Below are 19043 nucleotides of genomic sequence, written 5' to 3'. Positions count from 1 at the left end.
TTCCGGGGTGGGGCCGCGGGCTGCCCCACCCCGGCTGTACCGGTGCAGGGGCCGCCCGCGGGCGGGATCTTCTCAGGGGCGGGCCGTGATCTTGTAGGTGGCCTTCGCGTCGGGAAGGCCGCCCGTGCTGTGGGCGGTGACCGTGAAGGTGGACTTCGCGGCCAGGAGCGGCTCCCCGGTGATGCCGCCGGTGTCCTTGTTCAGCCGGAGCCCCTTCGGGAGGGCCCCGCCCGTCAGCTCGTAGCGGACCGTAGCCGGGGTGTTCGTGGTCAGCCGCGCCTCGTAGAGCCGGTGCGTTTGGGCCGTCGGCAGCCTAGTCGCACTCAGCCGGGGGGTCGGGGCCGAGACGTCCTGGGCGGCGCCGACCGGCTGTCCGGCGGCGTCGAGTTCCTGGAGCGACCACTGCTTGCCGGGGGTGACCTCCGTCAGGTGCCAGCGGGTGGACCGGTCCCGGAAGCTCGCTTTCTGGGCCTCGGTGAAGGCCCCGAGGTTGCGTGCCGTGTCCCACTGCTTGATCGCGTCGAGCAGCTGCTCGCCGTGCGCGCCGCTCGCGGTGAGCGCGGAGACCGAGGCCTGGAAGCCGGAGCCCGCGTTCAGGCCCGCACCCCGTGCCAGGACGCTTTCGAAGTCGGCCAGGCTTTCCGTGCCCGACAGTTTGATCCAGCCCAGCATCCCCGGCAGGAAGTTGTCCTTGTAGTACTCGTTGTTGATGAAGACCTGGTCCATGCTGGTCGTGCCGACCTCGCCCCAGCTCGCGCGGGTGAGCGCGTCCCAGGTGTTGGACGTCATCCGGCTCGTCTCGGTGACGAACCCGTCCTTCTCGGCGTTCCCCTTGTGGGCGCCGTTGATCAGTCGGGCCTGACCATAGGAGCCCCAGCCGGACTCGGAGGCCGATTCCACTCCGTCGTAGGAGTTGGACATGATGCCGGTGTTGTTCCAGGCGGTGGCCAGCCGGGTGGCGATCTCGTCGATGATGCCGTTCCCGCCGATCGCCCCGTCGTAGCTGTTGACGATCACCCGGGCGGTGCGGTCACCCGTGGCGTGGTCGACGGCGGTCGAGCTCCACCGGGCGCGCTTGAGTCCGGTCACCTCCCACTCGTCCCCGGTCTGCCGGGCCTCGGTGTATTCGACGAACTCGTCCCCGATGCGCAGGAGTTTGCTGTGCAGTCCGTCCGCGAGGAGGGTGCCGGAGTCGAGGTACACCGTGGTGTCACCCGCTGCCAGCGGGCGGGTCAGGGTGGCGCGGCCGCCCGTCGCGATCCGGTCGTCGGCCGATTTCACATAGGCGTCGTCGGTGCTGATGAAGTCGGAGATGGTGTGCACACCGAGCCGTACGCCGTTGGCCCTGGCGACGTCGACCGCTGCCTTGGCCCCTGCGTCGCTGCCGCCCAGGCCCGCGTCGAACTGGTAGTGACCCGTCGTCTGCCAGGGCCCGACCGAGTTGGGCAGCGAGTAGATGTAGTCGATGCCCGCCGCCTTCGCGAAGCCGGCGCCCGCCGGGATGTTGGCGGTCTTGAGGTCTCCCAGCACCAGGAAGGACTGGCTGCTCGCCTGGGCCGTCTTCTGCCACTGCCCGTTCTGCGTCGGGTACGGCAGGCTCTCGCCGCGCGCGACCTCCGACAGCACGGTCGGCGTCATCTCGGGCGAGGCGCCGAACAGTGCGACCTTGGAGCCGGTGACCTTCGCGGTGTCCGAGGGCAGCGGGCCGACCGGAATCCGGTAGCCCCCGACGTTCTGCCGCTCGCGCTCCTTCGTGTAGTCGTACGTGAAGGACCGCAGCACGGAGCCCCACGGCGTCCGGCCGGCGGCGCTCCACTCCTCGTGCGGGGCCACCTGGAGCTTGGACGGGTTGTCCTCGACCTCGTCCTCCCAGCCGAACTTCTGGTACTCCTGCGGCCAGGCGCCCTCGGTGCGGTCGGTGAGCGGCTTCAGGCCGATGGCGAAGTCCTGGTCCCGGACCACGCCGACGGATTCGCCGACGGTCCGGGTGACGGAGGTCGCGAGGGGGCCCCAGAGCAGCGTCTGCGCGTCGGCCCCGGCCGGTACGTCGACCCGGACCGCTTCGAGGGTGGCGTAGCCGTCCTTGTCCCGCACCCGCACATCGACCCGGAGTCCGGCCTCCTTGTTGGTGAAGGTCAGCAGCCCGCCGTCCCGCCCGGAGCGCCGGACCTCGGTCGGCCGCACCTGGCTGCCGTCGATCACCAGGCTGACCAGGGAGGCGGCCTTCCCCGCCGCCAGGTAGTCCTTGCCGGTCCGGGAGTCCTTGAGCGCGGTCACCGTCCCGGTGGCGTCCAGGCCGATGTCCAGGTAGCCGGCCGGTATCTCCAGCGCGGAGTGCGCCCCGTGGCGCACGGTCCGGGCGGACGCGGCGCCGGGTCCCTCGGCGCCGTTGGCCGGTACGGCCGCGACGACGCCGATGCTCAGGGCCACCGCACTCGCCCCGACCGCCGTGCTCCATGTACGTGTACGCCTCATGTGATGACCCTTCATCAAGAAGTAACAGGAGTGGATGGAGCAGAGGAGCCAGAGGGAATTCGGGTACGGCTCAGAGCCGGACGACCTGCCCGGTCAGCCGTGCCCGCTCAGCCGCGAACACCACCCGGTGGCTGTCCCGGCTGGCGTTCGCACCGGTGAGCAGCAGCTCGGGCCGTCCTTCGTGGTGGGCCCGGACGAAGGCGTCGAGCAGGGCCGCGTCGCCGCCGCCATGCCCTTCCGCGGCGGAGGAGCCGCCGTTGTCGGTGTCGATGACGGTGCGTTCGTCGGTGGTGAAGTCGTAGATCTCGATGGTGCGTCCGTCACCCGTGAGCTGGCCGAGGGTGCCGAAGATCTTGGTGTGGCGGTTCTCCTGCGGGGTGAAGGCGGTCAGCGTGAAGGCGGCGGTGACGCCGCCCTCGTACTGGAGGCTGACGACCTGGTGGTCCACCACGTCGTTGTCGCTGCGGTAGACGCACCGCCCGTACGGGCCCTGGGCCATGGCCTGTTCGACCGCTTCCTCGGTCAGTTCGTCCGAGGCGATCCGGGTGAAGTACCGCTTGACGCCGCCCTCGCGCAGCCCGATCTGGTAGAGCTTGCGCGCCGAGTACGGGCAGGACGGTTCGACGGCGCAGGACACGCACCGCTCCCCCGCGCCCGCCGGTGCGTTCTCGGCGCGGAAGTGCCGGAGCGAGCCGAACGACGAGACGGCCTCAACGGGCCGGCCGACGATGTGCCCGAGCCAGTCGATGTCGTGGCAGGACTTGGTGAGCAGGGCGAAGCTGGACCGCTCCTCGCGGCTCCAGTTGCCGCGTACGAAGGAGTGCGCGAAGTGCCAGTAGCCGATGGGCTCCAGGTGCTGGACGCTGACGATGTCACCGATGCGCCCCTGGTCGACCAGGGCCTTGAGCCGCTCGCTGTACGGCGAGTAGCGCATGACGTGGCACACCGTCAGGGAGACGCCCGCCGCTTCGGCCGCCGCCGCGATGCGGTCGCAGTCCTCGGCGCTGAGGGCCATCGGCTTCTCCAGCAGGATGTCGTAGCCGAGGGCGGCGAACGCCTCCGCGGCCTCCAGGTGCATGGAGTCCTGGACCGCGATGATCACGGCGTCGGCGAGGCGCGGCACGGCCGCGAGCTCGCGCCAGTCGGTGTAGCGCCGCTCCTGCGGGATGCTGTGCCGGTCCGCGAGTTCGTCGCGCCGCCCGGTCCTCGGGTCCGCGACGGCGACGAAGGAGACGGGGGTCGTGCCGTCCGCCGCGAGGTCCGCGTATCCGGTGCCTCTGGCACCCGCGCCCGCGAGGACGAGGGTGAGCGGCCGGTCGAGCGCGCGGCCCGGATGCGTACGGAGGTTGCTGAACGACTGGTCGGTCGCGCCGGTCGCGTGCGTGTGCGTGTACGTAACAGTCACGGTCATCCCTTGACGGCCCCTCCGGTGAGGCCCTTGGCGAAGCGTTTCTGGAGGACGGCCGCCGCGGGGCGCGCGATGCGGTTCACTTGGTGGTCCTCAATTCGGAGTGGCCTCAATTCGGAAGGTCAGCAGCGCCACTGATTATTTTTGGTACCTTCTGAAATAACAATGCGCCGATAGTGCAGCGCCCATCCGCACGGAGTCAAGAGGTCTACGCCATATGACCGTTGCCGGGGGAGACTCCTCCCTGCTGCGCCGCCTCAACGCGGCAGCCGTACTGCGCGTGCTGTACGAGGCCCGCAGCCTCACGCTGACCGAGCTGGTGCAGTCCACCACCGTCACCCGCGCCACCGTCGAGAACGCGCTCACCGGTCTCGTCGAGCAGGGCTGGGTCGAGGAGGTCGCACCGCCCGCCGACGGCCGCCGCCAGGTCGGCCGCCCCGCCAAGAGCTACCGCTTCCGCGTGGAGGCGGGCTGCGTCCTCGGCCTCGACATCGGCATGCACAAGGTCCTCGCCATGGTCACCGACCTCGGCGGACAGGTCCTCGCCACCCGGCAGACGGCGGTCTCCCCCAGCCTCCCGGCCGCCGGCCGCATCGCCGCCGCGCGCACCCTGGGCCACCGCACCCTGCGCGGCGCCGGTCTGCGCGCCGCCGACGTCCAGGCGGTCGGCGTCGGCTCCACCGGAATCGTCGACGCCGCGGGCAGGGTACGGCTCAGCTCGCTGCTCCCCGACTGGACCGGCACCGATCTGCCCGGCGCGTTCACCGAACCGTTCGGCGCCGAGGTGGTCGCGGCCAACGACACCAAGATCGCCGCCCTGGGTGAGCACTGGAACGGCGCGGCGACCGGTGCCCGTGACGTCCTCTACATCCACGCGGGCCGCCACATCTCCGCGGGTGCGCTGATCGACGGCCGCCTGCACACCGGCCGCAACGGCGCCTCCGCCGAGATCGGCAACCTGCCCGCCGCCCGCTGGCGCAGCGCCCCCGAACACCCCCTCCGCTGGCTGGACGAGGGCCGGGACGAGGGCCGGGACGACGTCGAGGACCTGTTCGCGGCGGTCCGCGCCAACGACGCGAGCGCCCTGAAGACCCTGGAGCACTACGCCGACGACCTGGTCCAGGGCATCGCGGCGATGGTGCTGGCCATGGACCCCGAACTCGTGGTGATCGGCGGCGGGGTGTCCCTCGCCGGCGACCTCCTCCTGGACCCGCTGCGCGAGCGCCTCGACGCACTCTGCCTGTTCCCGGTGGACGTGGTCGCCTCCAGGCTCGGCGACCAGTCGGTCGCCACGGGGGCGGTACGGCTCGCTCTGGACGCGGTGGAGAAGCGGCTGTTCGAGGTGTCCGCCAGGGGCTGACCCCCCGGGCGCGGCAGGTCAGCCGGTGCGCGGGCGGTCGCGCTCCCCCGGCAACGCGGCGACGAGGCCGGCGCCGAGCACGAGGAGGGCGGCGGTGACGGTGAGCGCGAGCGAGAAACCCTCGGTCGCGGCGGGCAGCGGGCCCTCCCGCGCGGCCAGGGCGTCCGTGCGGCGAGCGGCCACCGCGACGAGCACCGCCACCCCCACGGCGCCGCCGATCTGCTGGACGGAGCTGAGGACGGCCGAGCCGAGTCCGGCGTTCTCCTCCGTGGTACCGGTGAGCGCGGCGACGGTCAGGGCGGGCAGGGTCAGTCCGCAGCCGAGGCTCGTGAGGAGCATGCCGGGCAGCACCCCGGAGGCGTAGCCGACGTCCGGTGTCACGCCGGACAGCAGCAGGATTCCGGCCGCGCTGATCAGGAACGAGAGGACGAGCGCCTGGCGCGTCCCGAGCCCGGCCACGGCCCGGGAGGAGAGCCACATGCCCGCCAGGATGCCCGCGCAGTACGGCAGGTAGGCGACACCGGCCGTGAGCGGGCGGTAGCCGAGCACGGTCTGCAGGTGAACCATCAGCAGGAAGGCCATCGCGTACATCGCGGCGGAGAACAGCAGCGTCGCCCCGTTCGCCACCGCGCGAAACCGGTTGGCCAGGAACGCCAAAGGCACCAGCGGCTCCGCGGTCCGTGCCTCCACCACGACGAAGACGGCGGCGAGGACCACGGCCAGCACCAGCGGCCCGAGACCCCCGATGTCCCGCCGGCCCGACTCCCCCGTCCTGAGCAGCCCGTAGACCAGGGACACCAGGGCCCCGGTACCGAGGACCGCACCGGGTACGTCGAGGCGCCCCACCCGCCCGGCCCGGCTCTCCGGAACCAGGCGCGGGAGCAGCACCAGGGTCACGAGGGCCACCGGCAGGTTGATCAAGAAGATCCAGCGCCAGGACGCGAGACCGGTCAGCGCACCGGAGATCACCAGGCCCGTCGTCCCGCCGAGACCGGCGATACCGCCCCAGATGCCGAACGCCCTGGCCCGCTCCCCGGGACCGGGGAACAGCAGGGCGATCATCGCCAGCGCCGCCGGTGCGCACATGGCCGCCCCCGCACCCTGGACGAACCGCCCGGTGACGAGTTGCCACGGCTCCTGCGCGAGCCCGCAGAGGAGGCTCGCCGCACCGAAAAGCGCTACCCCTGCCAGGAAAACGCTTCTGCGGCCCAGCAGATCCGCCATGCGCCCGAACAGCAGCAACAGGCCGCCGAACGCCAGGAAGTAGGCGTTGACGACCCAGGACAGCCCCGCAGTACCGAAGCCCAGGTCGTCGCGGATGCTGGGGAGCGCGACGCTCACCACGTTGTCGTCCAGGACGAGCATGAACTGTACGAAGCACAGCACCACCAGCGCCGGTCCCCGACGCGCGGAAGCGGAAGCGGCGTCGGCGCCGGAGGTGGTCGTGGTGGTGGTCGATCCGGATGTCATGCCGGGCGTCCCGTCGTCGTGAGCGGCTGTGCCGGGGCCGGCGGCGCCCGGACGGGGCGCGGCGGGTCCGACCCGCTCGCTCGGCACATCACGACGCTATGCACGGGCCGTTCCGGCCGCTACGGGCTACGAGGCCAGCTCATATCGCGTTGGGGACATAGGCTCGGGGCATGACCAATGACGTCTTCGGTGACGTCCCGGCCGGGGTGGGCGCCATCGTCGTCGGGAACTTCCCGCTGGCGGCCGGGCAGTGGTTCGTCCCGCACCACCACCCGCAGCACCAGCTGGCCTGGGCCCGGCGCGGGGTGCTCGGCGTCGCTGTCGACGACGCCCACTGGGTCCTGCCGCGCACAATGGCGCTGTGGATCCCCGCAGGCGTCGTGCACCGGACCGGCGCGACCCGCGACGCCGTCCTGTGCAGCCTCTACTTCCACCCGGACCGGTGCGACAAGGACTGGACGCAACCCACACCGGTCGCCGTGGACGGGCTGCTGGCCCACCTGATCGCCCACCTCGGCCGCGACAACCTCCCCGACGACGAGCGGCTGCGGGCAGAGGCGGTCGTACTGGACCTGCTGCACCCCTTGCCGGCCACACCCATCGACGTGCCGGCGCCCACCGACGCACGCGTCCGCGCCGTGGCCGACGCGCTGCTCGCCCGCCCCGACGACCCCCGGGGCCTGGAGGCGCACGCGCGGGCGGCCGGGGTCAGCCGACGCACCCTCACCCGGCTCTTCGTCCAGGACACCGGCATGAACTTCGACCGCTGGCGCACCCACGTACGGCTGCGCGCCGCGCTCCCCCTCCTCGCCGAGGGCCTGCCCGTCTCCCGGGTCGCGCACGCCGTCGGGTACGCGACGCCGAGCGCCTTCCTCGCGGCTTTCCGGCGGACCGTGGGCACCTCGCCGGGCCGCTACCTCAACGGCGACGCGTCGTCCGAGGCGCCGGGGCCCGATGCCTGACCCCTGATCATCTCCAGCAGCAGGCCGTGCGTCTCCCGGTCGGCCGCGACCACCAGGCCCTCCGCTCCGGTGTGCAGCGGCTGGCCGTGGATGCCCGTCACCACGCACCCCGCGGCCTCGCACAGGGCGATGCCCGCGGAGAAGTGCACGCTGTCGCGCAGCCGCCCGTCCGTCACGTACGCGGCTCGCCGCCCAGCCGCGACCCAGGCCACGGCAAGGGTGCTGGAGACGACGCGCGGCCGGAAGTGCTCCGCGAACTCCGGTGCGGCCAGCAGTCCGACCGCCCGGAAGCCCGGCGCGTTGGGGAACGGCGGATCGAGGTTGACGTCGACCAGCCGCGACCCGGACGAGGGCGCCAACTCCTCACCCGCACCAGCCGCATCGCCCCTGTAGGCGCGGGCGTGCTCGCCGTCCGTCCAGAACACCTCGTCGCTGAACGGGTCGGCCGTCGCTGCCGCAGTGATGGACGACCCTTCGCGCAGGGCGACGTTCACCGCGACCACCATCGTGTTCACGGCGTAGTTCAGCGTGCCGCACAAGGGGTCGACCAGCCACCTGCGTTCGGCGCCGTCCGCGCCCGTCCGGCCGCTCTCCTCACCCGTCACCGCGTCATCGGGCCGGGCGGTACGCAGCACGTCCAGGATGGCTTTCTCCGCGGCGAGGTCGGCGGCCGTCGCGAAGTCACCGCCGCCCTTGTCGAAACGCTGCGGCGATGTCCCGTACATCTCCCGGACCACCGCCGCTCCCGCCCGTACCGCTCTGACGGCCAGCTGTGCGTCGCTTTCCGTGTTCATGCTGAGCATGAACACGGGGCTATCTGCGCCCATTCCCGGCGCGGCACGGCTCCCCTTCGTACCCTCACCGAGGCAGCTGCCCCTCCCGGTTGACCTCCGTCACCCGCGCCCGCAGCACGAGCCCCGGCGACGCCGGCCGGACGGACTCGGGCGGGCAGTCCCACTCCGGGCCACCGCCGGGCGGCCGCAGCCGCACATACGGTCCGACGTGCCCCGTGACCCGGCCCACCCGCCCGTCCCGCACATCCACTGCGAACGATCCCGGCTCCGGCGTACACGCCTCCGGCTCACTGCCCTCACCCACCATGACCTGCCGCCTTTCCGTCCAGCACCCCGCTCAGCCGCCGCACCGTGTCCAGGTTGCAGCGCCCCAGCTCGATGAGCACGCCCGGCCCGCTCCCCGCGCTGGAGACCGGGTCGACCCGCAGCGAAGGCAAGGTGACCCCGACCCCCGCGAGCCCTTCCCGCAGCCGCTCGACCGCCTCTTCCGCCTCCAGCACTCTGCCTGCCGTAACCCTGCGCCGATCCGTAGTCGTCATGATCCATTCCTTCCACGCTGAGTAATGTCAATGCATACCCAGCGTGGCCAATCTCTCGTTAGCCTGGAAGAGGTGCAGTTCCAACAACCGCTGGTGCATCACAGGGAGTTGTCATGCCGGGGCCCAGAAAGCTCGATCCCTCCTCCTCACCCCGCGCCCTCCTGGGCGCCGAACTGCGCCACCGGAGAGAGGCCGCAGGCCTCTCCCAGTCGGAGCTGGGCGCCCCGCTCTTCCTCAGCGGCTCGTTCATCGGCCAGCTGGAGTCCGGAGTACGGCGCATGCAGATGGACCAGGCCGAGAAGTTCGACGAGATGCTCGGCGCGGACGGCTTCTTCGTACGGAACTGCGAGGCGCTGAAGAAGTCGAAGTACCCGGAACACTTCGCGGAGGCGGCCGAGGCGGAGGCCCGCACGGAGGCGATCCGCGAGTACGCGCCCCAGCTCATCCCGGGGCTGTTGCAGACGGAGGGGTATGCGCGGGCGGTGTTCCGGGCGTATCAGCCGACCGCAGAAGAGAGCGTCATCGACGAGTTGGTGACGACCCGGCTGGAGCGCGCCCAGATCCTCGCCGATCCAACATCCCCGCTGTTGTGGGTGGTACTGGACGAGGCAGTGTTACGCCGGAGGGTGGGCGGAAGCGAGGTGATGGCGGAGGCCCTGCGCCATATCGCAGGCCTTGCCAGGCGGCACCGGATCATCTTGCAGGTTCTGCCGTTCTCGGCGGGCGCCCACATGGCGCTGGAAGGGTCGCTCAAGCTGATGGGATTCCCGGACGCTCCCCCACTCGCCTACCTCCAAGGCCTGGGCACGGGGCAGTTGCAGGACGATCCAGCCACAGTCCGGCAGTACGAACTGACCTACGATCTGGTGACGGCCAGCGCGATCTCACCCATGGCGTCCCTGGCCTTGATCGAGTCGGTGGCGGAGGATTACGACCATGAAGCTGAGCAGTTCTGACTACGACCTGACCACGGCGATCTGGCGCAAGTCCTCATACAGCGGCGGAAGCGGCGGGGACTGCCTCGAAGTGCTCGAAGGCGTCCCGGCCGTCGTCCCCGTCCGCGACTCCAAGGTGAGCGACGGCCCCGTGCTGATGTTCCCCGTGGCGGCGTGGCAGTCGTTCGTGAACGACCTCAGGTGAGTCACTCCCGGACCTGAGCCTCCGTCGCGTCCACCGCGTCCACCGCGTCGTCGCTGCCCGTGTCCAGGCTCGCGAGCAGGCGCAGCCCGTCCTCTGCGGGGCTGCCGGGGGGCGCGGAGAGCACCACGAGCTCCATGCCCGACTCGTCCGGCAGCGCGAAGTTCTCCTGGTGCAGCTCCAGCAGCCCGACCAGCGGGTGCCGGAACGCCTTGCGGCCGTGCGTGCGGGCGCGCACGTCCGCACGGGCCCAGAGGCGGCGGAAGCGCTCGCTGCCCATCGCCAGCTCCCCGATGAGCGAGGCCAGGCCGGGGTCATCGGGGTAGGTGCCGGCGGCCAGGCGCAGGTGCCCGACCGCGTCGAGGGTGCAGGTCTCCCAGTCCGCGTAGAGACCGCGCTCGGTCTCCTCCAGGAAGATGTGCCGGGCGGTGTTCAGACCCGGCACCGAGTGGCCGTAGAGGAGCCGGGCGAGGCGGTTGGCGGCGAGCACGTCCATCCGGTGGTTCATGATCATCGCGGGGGCGCCGACGGTGAGGTCGAGGATCTGCAGCAGCTCGGGCCGGACCCGTCCGGCGGGCGCCGACATGCGGCGGCGGCGCCCGCCGGCGAGCCGGCCGAGGTGCCCGCGTTCCGTCTCGTCGAGGCAGAGGACGCGGGCAAGCGCGTCCTGGACCTGCTCGGAGGGCTGGGTCGCGCGGCCCTGCTCCAGGCGTACGTAGTAGTCGACGCTGACACCGGACAGGTGCGCGACCTCTTCGCGGCGCAGCCCTTCGACCCGGCGGCGGCTGTCGACGGTGATGCCGACGGACGCCGGGTCGACGCGGGAGCGACGGGTCCGTAGGAAGCCTGCGAGATCGTCCATGTCCTCCAGTATGGCCACGCGGGCGCCCCGGGAGGGTGGCCCTGCCGATACCAGGAAGTCCGGTCCGACGGAAGAAGCGCCCCTGAACACCGGGCGCCGCGGCGCCCAGAATCGGGGGCAACCGATCCGGAGGAACTGCCATGAAGACGCTGATCGTCCACGCCCACCCGGAGCCGCAGTCGCTCAACGGCTCACTGAAGGACCTCGCGGTGTCCACTCTGGAAGCGGCGGGGCACGAGGTGCGGGTGAGTGATCTGTACGCGATGAACTGGAAGGCGGTCGCGGACGCCTCGGACTACGGCCCCGCCGCCTCCAGCCCGCTGAAGGTCGCCCGGGACTCGGGCCGGGCCTTCGACACCGGGACGCTCACCCCGGACGTGCGCGCCGAGCAGGAGAAGCTGCTGTGGGCCGACACGATCATCTTCCAGTTCCCGCTGTGGTGGTACTCGATGCCCGCGATCCTGAAGGGGTGGGTGGACCGGGTGTTCACGTACCACTTCGCGTACGGCGTCGGTGAGCACAGCGCCACCAAGTACGGCGATCGCTACGGCGAGGGCACCCTCGCGGGCAGGCGGGCCCTGCTCTCGGTGACCGTCGGCGGCCCGGAGGCGCACTACGCCGCTCGCGGGATCAACGGCCCGATCGACGACCTGCTGTTCCCGATCCACCACGGCGTCCTGTTCTACCCGGGCATCGAGGTGCTCCCGCCGTTCGTGCTGCACGGCACGGACCGGATGAACGGCGAGGAGTACGCGGACGCCGCCAAGGCATGGCAAGAGCGCCTGCTCACCCTGGAGTCGACCGAGCCGATCCCGTTCCGGCGGCAGAACTTCGGTGACTACGAGATCCCCTCGCTGCACCTGAAGGAGGGCCTGGAGCCCGCGAACCGCACGGGGTTCGCCATACACCTGGACCGCTAGGACCCCGTGTGCATGATCTGGATCAGGTTGCCGCAGGTGTCGTCCAGGACGGCGGTGGTGACCGGGCCCATCTCCGCCGGCTCCTGGGTGAAGCGCACGCCGAGTCCGCGCAGCCGGTCGAACTCCGCGTGCACGTCGTCCACGGCGAAGGAGGTGGCCGGGATGCCGTCCTTGACCAGGGCCGTCGTGTACGGCTTCACCGCCGGATGGCCGTTGGGCTCCAGCAGCAGTTCGGTCCCGTCGGGGGCGTCCGGCGAGACCACGGTGATCCAGCGGTCCGCGCCGACCGGTACGTCGTGCTTCTTCACGAAGCCCAGCACGTCCGTGTAGAAACGCAGGGCCTTCTCCTGGTCGTCGACGAAGACGCTGGTCAGGTGGATCCTCATGGGTGCTCCCGGTGCATAGGGGTGGTCGGCTCACGGCGCTCGCCCCTGAATCGTGGCACCCGCCTCTGACAGGCCCCCGCTCAGCGCTGGTCGGCGCGGAAGATCTCACTCTCACGCACCACGGCCAGGGCGAACGCGAGACGCTTGTCGAGCGGGCCGCCGTGCTTGATGAAGTACCAGCGGTCGCCGTGGGTGCTGCGCGGGAAGGTCAGCACTTCCTGCCCGTGCGCCTCGTCTGCCCCGTCCGCTCCGAGCACCCAGACCAGCGGCGTCAGGCCCCCCTCGGAGCCCGCCGTCTCGTCCGACCCGAAGGACAGCACGGAGTCGACGACGCCCTCGACGACATGCCCCACCCCGCGCCCCAGGGAGGCCTTCGCGCCGCCCTTCGCCCAGTTGCGGGGGGCCACGATCGCCGGGTGGCCGGGCTGTTCCAGCCACAGGCCGTGCTGGCTGAACCGCTTGGTGACCGGGGTGCGGCGGACCGAGCCGAGATCCCGCCCCGCGGCGTCCGACACCCGGTAGCGGTCGGAGCCGTCCGGGAGCACCGTGCACAGCAGTTGCCGGGCGGCCTCGTCCTCGAAGAGCCGGAACCCGCCCTTGGCGAGCGCCACGGCCGGGTCCTCGGGGACGATGTAGACGCCGGGGACCATGTACTCGTCGCCCCCGCGCATCCTCATGAACCGCACCGCGTGCGCGCCCTCGCCCCGCGTCGACTTCCGCACCGTGCGCCGCATCATCCGGCCGACCGTGAACTGGGTGATCGCGTCCCAGTGCTCCGGCTCGAAGGGCTCGACCTGCCGGTTCCTCCCGAACGCCATGCGCTTTCCCTCCCCGTTACGCCCGGATGTGTCTCCGGCGACACGACGATACGAGAGGGGCCGGACGGCGACGGCAGCAGGCACCCGCGCGTGACGGTTCCCGGGCTTCGCCACCGTACGCCCGCGTGGAGTCAGTCCCCGCCAAGTGCTCTTTCGCTCCCTTGTGTTCAAGGCCTTCCACGAGTTTGCTGGCTTTTGTCCGGCTCTGATGACGTGCCACCGAAGGGGGAGACGTGGACGAGACGGTGTTCCGCTGGCAGGAGCTGCCGGAGGCGGAACGGTTCGCGTGCTGGCGGGACATGGCATGCGACAGCCACGCGCCCAACGTGGTGGATTCCGAGCAGACCGACGACTTCCGGGCGACGTTACGGGTGCTGGGCCTGGGCCCGGTGAGTGTGTTCGCCCTCACCTACCCGGCTCTTCGCTCGGACCGCACCCCGAGGCTGATCCGGCGGTCCGATCCGGAGCTGTACAACCTCACCTTCCACCAGCGCGGCAGAGCCGGTGCCGTCCACGCCGGCCGGGAGATCCAGTTGGGCGCGGGCGACCTGATGCTGTCCAGCACCTCACTGCCCCTGCGCACCAGGATGGGCACCGAGCACGAGCCGGTCACCATGATGGAAGTGCTCTTCCCCCAGGCGATGCTGCCCCTGCCCAGGGCGGCCGCGGACCGATTACTCACGCTGCCGTTCTCCGGGCGAGCGGGACTCGGCGCGCTCCTCGCCCAGTTCCTCACCCGGCTGACCACCGAATCCGCCGCCTGCGGGCCCGCCGACGCCGAGCGGCTCGGGGTGGTGACCCTCGATCTGACGGCGGCGCTGCTCGCCCACCACCTCGACGAGACGACCCCGCCGGAGGCCCATCCCGAGGCGCTCGCCACCCGCATCCACAGCTACGTCCGGCAGCACCTGGGCGATCCCGGGCTGACGCCGCACCGGATCGCCGCCGCCCACCACATCTCCCTGCGCACCCTGCACCGCGTCTTCGAGCGCCAGGGCGCCACGGTCACCGCCTGGATCCGCCAGCAGCGGCTCGACGGTGTCCGGCGCGACCTGACCAACCCCGCGCTGGCCGCCCGCCCCATCCACGCGGTCGCCGCCGCGTGGGGCTTCCCCCGCGCGGCGGACTTCACCCGCGTCTTCCGTGCCACGTACGGCATGCCCCCCAGCGAATACCGTCACCTGGGCATGGGGCCCGGCAGGCGCGGGCCCCGCCCGTAGGCACGATGCTCGGGCCGGTCAGTCCGCGATCAGGCCGGTGCTGGCGTTCACGCCCTTGAACTGCAGGTAGTACTCGGCGTTCTTGGTCGAGTCGGGGAAGATGACCGTCCACTTCCCCTTCGGGGCGGTGACCCATCCGTGGCACTTGCTGTGTGTGCAGACGCGCACGGAACGCGTGTAGTTGGTCTTGATGTTGATGTCGTCGCAGTTGCCCTTGACCTTGGTCCACTGGCCGCGCTTGGGCCAGTGCGCGTTGTCATTGGCACCGGTGCCCGCCTCGCCCGTGTAGCTGCGGGCGCTGCCGTAGCAGGAGAGCGCTTGTGCGCCGCCACTGGGCGTACCGGCGTGGGCAGGGACGGTGAGGGCCGTGAGGGCGGCGGCCGCGCTGATCAGTGCCGCCGCGACGCGCCTGTTCGTGATCATGATGACTTCCTCCTGTTGACCGTGCGTATCCCGTGTACCGGTCGGCAGACGGGGGACACCGGCCTATGTGCTGTCGGCCGGTACCGCTCACATACGGACGATGACAGGGGCCGGATCGCGAAGCGTTGGCTCTCCGTGCCAGGTGCTTGGGACTGAGTGCCCTGAATCCGCAGGTGCTCATGAGGTCCGTGACGCAACACCCCGCCATGTCGTTCAACGGGTCGGCGAACCGGCCGACGAGCGATGAGGAGACGGCGTGAGCAGCGACGAGAGCTGGAACGACCAGGAGGACGACCGCGCCTACCTGGTGGTGGTCAACGACGAGGAGCAGTACAGCCTCTGGCCGGAGGGCCGGGAGACCCCGGCCGGCTGGCGCCAGGAGGGCACGGCCGGCACCAAGGCCGAGTGCCTGGAGCACATCAAGACGGTGTGGACGGACATGCGCCCGCTGAGCCTGCGCCGACGGATGGAAGAGGCCACCTCCGGGGACTGAACCCGTCGTGCCCGTCGGGCTTCGGGGGCCGACGGGCACGAGGGAAGTCAGGGCTCCATATGGCCACTACGAACGCGTTCGTTTCGAACTTGTTCGCCCCATACCCGTTCGTTACGGTGTGCCGTATGGGATCCGACACCGACCAGCCCCGACGCAGCCGCCGCGAAAGACCGGCCAAGCCCGCGCTGTCGCGGGACGGGATCGTGGCCACGGCGGTCGGGATCATGCGGTCCGAGGGCCTGGCCAAGGTGACCATGCGCCGCCTGGCGCAGGAGCTGGACACGGGTCCGGCCTCGCTCTACGTGTACGTCGCCAACACGGCCGAGCTGCACGCGGCGATCCTCGACGAGCTGCTGGAGCCGTTGCGGGTCAAGGATGACGGCGACTGGCGCGAGCGGCTGGAGGGGCTGCTCACCTCGTACACGAACACCCTCTTCGCGCACCCCGGCCTGGCCCGCGCCGCACTGGTGATCCAGCCCAGCGGCGCGCACTACCTCCGGCTGATCGAGTCGCTTCTCGCCCTCCTCGACGAAGGCGGCATCGCACCCGCCCAGGCGGCCTGGGGCGTGGACCTGCTGTTCCAGTACACGACCGCGACGGCGGCGGAGCAGGCGACGCGGGACCAGTCCGCCGACACCCAGGCCGTGTGGGACTCCCTCACGGACACCCTGCACGGAACCTCGGACCGCACCCACCCGCACATCGCGGACCTCGCCACGCACCTGGTCTCCGGCACGGCGGAGCAGCGCATGTCGTGGGGCATCGCGACCCTGATCAACGGCATCCGCGACACCCCCCTACCCACGGAGGACGCCTCGGACCGACGGGACGAGGCGTGAGCGTCGGAGACGGCGGTCAGGCAGCGGAACGGATGCCTGAGCCGTCCTTGCCCGGGGGCTTCGTCAATACGGTCGTCCGTGTCGGGGACACGGTGCGCCGTCCGGCCTCGGCGGAGTTCGTGGGCGATCTGCTGAAGCTGCTCGAAGCCAGGGGCTGGAGCGGTGCCCCGCGATATCTCGGTGTGGACGACGAAGGCCGTGAAGTCCTCGGATACCTCGACGGCCATGTGGCGTGGGAGCCGAACCAACCCGCTGCCGTGTCGTCGGACGAGAACTTGGTGGCGGTCGCCCGGCTCGTGCGGGAGTTCCACGACCTGACGGCCGGCACCCCGCTGGCCGGAGACCACGAGGTCGTGTGCCACAACGACCTGTCGCCCAAGAACACGGTCTACCAGCCGTACGGCGGCCGGCTTCGGCCGACGGCCTTCATCGACTGGGACCTGGCGGCACCGGGCGCACGCATCCACGACATCGCCCATGTCTGCTGGCAGTACCTCGATCTGGGCCCTTCGGTCACCGACGTCGAGCAGGTGGCGCGACGCATGAGGCTGATCGCCGACAGCTACGCGTTGGCGGACCGGCAACCGCTCGTGTCCACGATTCTGTGGTGGCAGGACCGGTGCTGGCGGGGCATTGACGCCCAGGCCGATGCGGGTGACGCCGCCATGGCCCGGCTCCGGGAGGCAGGGGCGGTGCGCGAGGTCCGGGCGGCCTTCCAGTGGGTCTCCGATCACCGGGGTGCGCTGGAACGTTCGCTGCGGTGAGCGCGTGGGACGGCCGGGAGCGGCGCGGTGGGCCGCGGTGCGCTCTGCGGGAGAAACCTGTTTGCCGACCCGCGGCCGCCACGGCTAATCTCGCGGAGGCCGTGCGAGAGAACGAGGAGGTGGTACCCGTGAACACAGAACTGACATGGGTGCTCTCCTCCGGGGTCACGGTCGGGCGATAGGTCGTCCGGGAGCGCCGTTCAGCAGCACTCCCGAAAGGCACGACCATGCGATTCACTTCTGAGCAGCGCCTCGACGACGGCGTCCTCGAACGCGAATTCACCCTCGGCGAGATTCCCGGTCTCCTGTGGACCTCCGGGTCCGCACCCGCCCCGCTGATCCTGATCGGTCACCCCGGCAGCCTGCACAAGCGGCTTCCCCGGCTGGTGGCGCGGGCCCGTTACTACGCGGCGGAGCACGGCTTCGCGGTGGCGGCCATCGACGCGCCGGGCCACGGTGACCGGCCCCGTTCCGCCGACGACGAGCAGACCAGGGCCGACCTGCGCCGGGCGTTGCAGGCCGGCGAACCGGTCGACGAGATCGTCGACCGGCTCCTCATCCCCCTGGTCGAAGGGGCGGTCCCGGAATGGCGGACCACCCTGGACGCCCTTCTCGCGCTGCCCGAGATCGGCGGGCCGGTCGGGTACGAGGGGCTGACCGCCATCGGCATCCGGCTGGCGCTGGTCGAGCCGCGCATCGCGGCCGCCGTCTTCTTCGGCATGGGCTTCGTCCCCGGCGTCGTCCGCGAAGAGGCCCGGCAGCTCACCCTGCCGCTTCAGTTCCTGCTCCAGTGGGACGACGCGGGGATGGAACGGCAGCCGGTCCTGGACCTGTTCGACGCCTTCGGCAGCCAGGAGAAGACCCTGCACGCCAACATGGGCGGGCACACCGGCACGCCCTGGTTCGAGACGGAGGACGCCGCCCGGTTCTTCGCCCGGAACCTGAAGTGACCGGCGTAGGGCGGTAGGGCGGTAGGCCGCCGGGTCCGCCCGGCCGGGCAGGGTGTCGCTCCTGGAGAAATCCCCCGGAGCTCAAGCGTCGAGCTCCGAGCCCTCTTTCAGCGGAATGGTGGGTGGGTCTGAATACCCACCCACCCACCCTGACCGGCGACTTGACCATTTGTGACCGACTTGCGACGGACGGTAGCGACGCTCTAGCGTCAGCGAAACCAAGACGGCCCCCGCCGGTGCGGAAACACCGAACAGGGGCCTGACCACTTCGATCGTCAGGACCGATCTCATGGCTGTCGGCCAGCTTAGTGCCGCCCTCTCCTCTGCGCCCGCCCCTGTTCCCACGCTTGATCACCCGATGGCCAGTCCCGGGTACGGCAAGCGTTCGGCGCCCGGCCAACGTCCGCGCACCGATCACGATTTCGCGCACCTGCTGCCCCGTGACGCCGCCGTCGCCGCGTACATCGACGGCCTGTGCGACGGTGCCGACATCTCCGTGAAGACCCTCGCCAAAACGCTCCCCTACGGCCAGTGCGCCCTGCGCACCACCCTCAACCGGCTCCAGGAAGCGGGCCACCTGCGCCGGGGCAGCGAGTGCATCGCCACCGAGGAAGCGCTGCTCTGGGTCACCCGGACGTTCTTCTCCCGCACCTGGCACGACGACGACTGGTGGAACGCGTTCACCCGAGGCGACGTACCGCAAGAGCAGGCGCAGGGTCAGGCGGCCCAACGGCCCACCCGATCCCGCTCGTTCATCCTGCTCGCCGCCCTCGGACGCAACACACCCACACTCACCCTCTCCCAGACGGACTGCGTGACGCTCGAACCACAGGTCACCGAATGGTTCGAGCGCGGCGCCACCGAACCGGAAATCCTCCACGCCCTCACCGAAGGCCTGCCCCCACGCATCCACCACGCCGCCGCACTCCTCCGCCGACGCCTCCTGGACAAACTCCCACCCCTACGCGAAGCCTCCCCCACCCCCCGCGTCATCCTGCGCACCCTGGAATGCCGCGAATGCCGCGCACCCGGCAACGCGACAGCCATGCCCGGCGGACTCTGCACCACCTGCCGAGGCACCACCCCCGCCACCCCCAACGGTCCCGTCGGTGCCGTACCCGACCACGGCGTACGAGCCAGGATGAACGCCGTACGTGCCGGACTCGTACCCCGCGCCGAGCGGGCCGGGCGGACCGGAAGGGACTGACCGGCGGGTGCGAACC

At 71.0% G+C, this 19043-nt stretch carries 21 protein-coding genes; 11 read left to right on the top strand and 10 right to left on the bottom strand.

What is annotated here, in order from left to right; translation table 11 throughout:
- Positions 1–72 precede the first annotated feature (72 nt).
- Both OG892_RS22640 and OG892_RS22635 read right to left on the bottom strand, forming a co-directional pair.
- Entirely contained in the window at positions 73–2475 is a 2403-nt protein-coding gene (locus tag OG892_RS22640; protein ID WP_371630119.1) for an Ig domain-containing protein, read from the bottom strand.
- A 70-nt stretch (positions 2476–2545) separates the two neighbouring features.
- Entirely contained in the window at positions 2546–3886 is a 1341-nt protein-coding gene (locus OG892_RS22635; RefSeq protein WP_371630118.1) for a Gfo/Idh/MocA family protein, read from the bottom strand.
- A 214-nt stretch (positions 3887–4100) separates the two neighbouring features.
- Here OG892_RS22635 and OG892_RS22630 point away from each other — a divergent pair, with 214 nt between their 5' ends.
- Positions 4101–5243 (top strand): ROK family protein, encoded by a 1143-nt coding sequence (locus tag OG892_RS22630; RefSeq protein WP_371630117.1) that lies wholly within the window; start codon positions 4101–4103, stop codon positions 5241–5243.
- Positions 5244–5261: 18 nt separating this feature from the next.
- Here the strand turns inward: OG892_RS22630 and OG892_RS22625 are convergent, their stop codons facing one another.
- Positions 5262–6713 (bottom strand): MFS transporter, encoded by a 1452-nt coding sequence (locus tag OG892_RS22625; protein ID WP_371630116.1) that lies wholly within the window; start codon positions 6711–6713, stop codon positions 5262–5264.
- A 170-nt stretch (positions 6714–6883) separates the two neighbouring features.
- On the opposite strand from OG892_RS22625, the gene OG892_RS22620 reads away from it, so the two are divergent.
- Complete coding sequence (locus OG892_RS22620; RefSeq protein WP_371630115.1) at positions 6884–7675, top strand: helix-turn-helix transcriptional regulator; 792 nt, start codon at positions 6884–6886, stop codon at positions 7673–7675.
- Here OG892_RS22620 and OG892_RS22615 read toward each other — a convergent pair.
- The 3 genes from OG892_RS22615 to OG892_RS22605 are packed head-to-tail and all read right to left on the bottom strand — an operon-like array spanning position 7627 to position 9008.
- Positions 7627–8478 carry an inositol monophosphatase family protein gene (locus OG892_RS22615; protein ID WP_328865964.1) on the bottom strand — a complete coding sequence of 284 codons (852 nt, stop codon included), beginning with the start codon at positions 8476–8478 and terminating at the stop codon, positions 7627–7629. The two genes, OG892_RS22620 and OG892_RS22615, sit on opposite strands and share 49 nt — an antisense overlap.
- A gap of 55 nt (positions 8479–8533) precedes the next feature.
- The gene (locus tag OG892_RS22610) at positions 8534–8776 is read right to left on the bottom strand and encodes a hypothetical protein (protein WP_328865965.1); all 243 of its coding nucleotides are present in this window, start codon (positions 8774–8776) and stop codon (positions 8534–8536) included.
- Positions 8766–9008, bottom strand: a complete 243-nt coding sequence (locus OG892_RS22605; protein WP_073732948.1) for a hypothetical protein — start codon at positions 9006–9008, stop codon at positions 8766–8768. The genes OG892_RS22610 and OG892_RS22605 overlap by 11 nt, the downstream gene beginning before the upstream one ends.
- Before the next feature lie 113 nt (positions 9009–9121).
- On the opposite strand from OG892_RS22605, the gene OG892_RS22600 reads away from it, so the two are divergent.
- Positions 9122–9964, top strand: coding sequence for a Scr1 family TA system antitoxin-like transcriptional regulator (locus OG892_RS22600; RefSeq protein ID WP_371630114.1), 843 nt, complete (start codon positions 9122–9124; stop codon positions 9962–9964).
- Entirely contained in the window at positions 9945–10148 is a 204-nt protein-coding gene (locus tag OG892_RS22595) for a DUF397 domain-containing protein (protein WP_371630113.1), read from the top strand. The genes OG892_RS22600 and OG892_RS22595 overlap by 20 nt, the downstream gene beginning before the upstream one ends.
- A 1-nt stretch (position 10149) precedes the next feature.
- Here the strand turns inward: OG892_RS22595 and OG892_RS22590 are convergent, their stop codons facing one another.
- Positions 10150–11007 (bottom strand): helix-turn-helix transcriptional regulator, encoded by an 858-nt coding sequence (locus tag OG892_RS22590; protein WP_371630112.1) that lies wholly within the window; start codon positions 11005–11007, stop codon positions 10150–10152.
- Positions 11008–11147: 140 nt separating this feature from the next.
- On the opposite strand from OG892_RS22590, the gene OG892_RS22585 reads away from it, so the two are divergent.
- The gene (locus OG892_RS22585) at positions 11148–11927 is read left to right on the top strand and encodes an NAD(P)H-dependent oxidoreductase (RefSeq protein ID WP_073732952.1); all 780 of its coding nucleotides are present in this window, start codon (positions 11148–11150) and stop codon (positions 11925–11927) included.
- Here OG892_RS22585 and OG892_RS22580 read toward each other — a convergent pair.
- Both OG892_RS22580 and OG892_RS22575 read right to left on the bottom strand, forming a co-directional pair.
- On the bottom strand, positions 11924–12313 hold the full coding sequence (locus OG892_RS22580) for a VOC family protein (protein WP_073732953.1): 390 nt from the start codon (positions 12311–12313) through the stop codon (positions 11924–11926). The two genes, OG892_RS22585 and OG892_RS22580, sit on opposite strands and share 4 nt — an antisense overlap.
- A gap of 80 nt (positions 12314–12393) precedes the next feature.
- Positions 12394–13131 (bottom strand): hypothetical protein, encoded by a 738-nt coding sequence (locus tag OG892_RS22575; RefSeq protein WP_371630111.1) that lies wholly within the window; start codon positions 13129–13131, stop codon positions 12394–12396.
- A 233-nt stretch (positions 13132–13364) separates the two neighbouring features.
- Between OG892_RS22575 and OG892_RS22570 the strand changes: the two genes are divergently transcribed.
- Complete coding sequence (locus OG892_RS22570; protein WP_371630110.1) at positions 13365–14351, top strand: helix-turn-helix domain-containing protein; 987 nt, start codon at positions 13365–13367, stop codon at positions 14349–14351.
- Between the two features lie 18 nt (positions 14352–14369).
- On the opposite strand, the gene OG892_RS22565 is transcribed toward OG892_RS22570, so the two are convergent.
- The gene (locus OG892_RS22565) at positions 14370–14774 is read right to left on the bottom strand and encodes a hypothetical protein (protein WP_073732957.1); all 405 of its coding nucleotides are present in this window, start codon (positions 14772–14774) and stop codon (positions 14370–14372) included.
- Positions 14775–15030: 256 nt separating this feature from the next.
- On the opposite strand from OG892_RS22565, the gene OG892_RS22560 reads away from it, so the two are divergent.
- The 5 genes from OG892_RS22560 (at position 15031) to OG892_RS22540 (ending at position 19027) form a co-directional block, all read left to right on the top strand.
- The gene (locus OG892_RS22560; RefSeq protein WP_073732958.1) at positions 15031–15267 is read left to right on the top strand and encodes an MbtH family NRPS accessory protein; all 237 of its coding nucleotides are present in this window, start codon (positions 15031–15033) and stop codon (positions 15265–15267) included.
- A 125-nt stretch (positions 15268–15392) separates the two neighbouring features.
- A complete protein-coding gene (locus OG892_RS22555) occupies positions 15393–16106 on the top strand; it encodes a TetR/AcrR family transcriptional regulator (RefSeq protein WP_371630109.1) in 714 nt (237 codons plus the stop codon).
- Between the two features lie 32 nt (positions 16107–16138).
- Positions 16139–16870 carry a phosphotransferase gene (locus tag OG892_RS22550; protein WP_371630108.1) on the top strand — a complete coding sequence of 244 codons (732 nt, stop codon included), beginning with the start codon at positions 16139–16141 and terminating at the stop codon, positions 16868–16870.
- Positions 16871–17097: 227 nt separating this feature from the next.
- Positions 17098–17820, top strand: coding sequence for an alpha/beta hydrolase (locus tag OG892_RS22545; RefSeq protein ID WP_073732961.1), 723 nt, complete (start codon positions 17098–17100; stop codon positions 17818–17820).
- A gap of 358 nt (positions 17821–18178) precedes the next feature.
- Positions 18179–19027, top strand: a complete 849-nt coding sequence (locus OG892_RS22540; protein ID WP_371630107.1) for a hypothetical protein — start codon at positions 18179–18181, stop codon at positions 19025–19027.
- The last annotated feature ends 16 nt before the right edge of the window (positions 19028–19043 follow it).

Source organism: Streptomyces sp. NBC_00341, from assembly GCF_041435055.1.
In the GTDB taxonomy this organism is placed as follows: domain Bacteria; phylum Actinomycetota; class Actinomycetes; order Streptomycetales; family Streptomycetaceae; genus Streptomyces.
The sequence above is the reverse complement of the archived record's forward strand: the minus strand, read 5'-3'. Positions and strand labels throughout refer to the sequence as shown.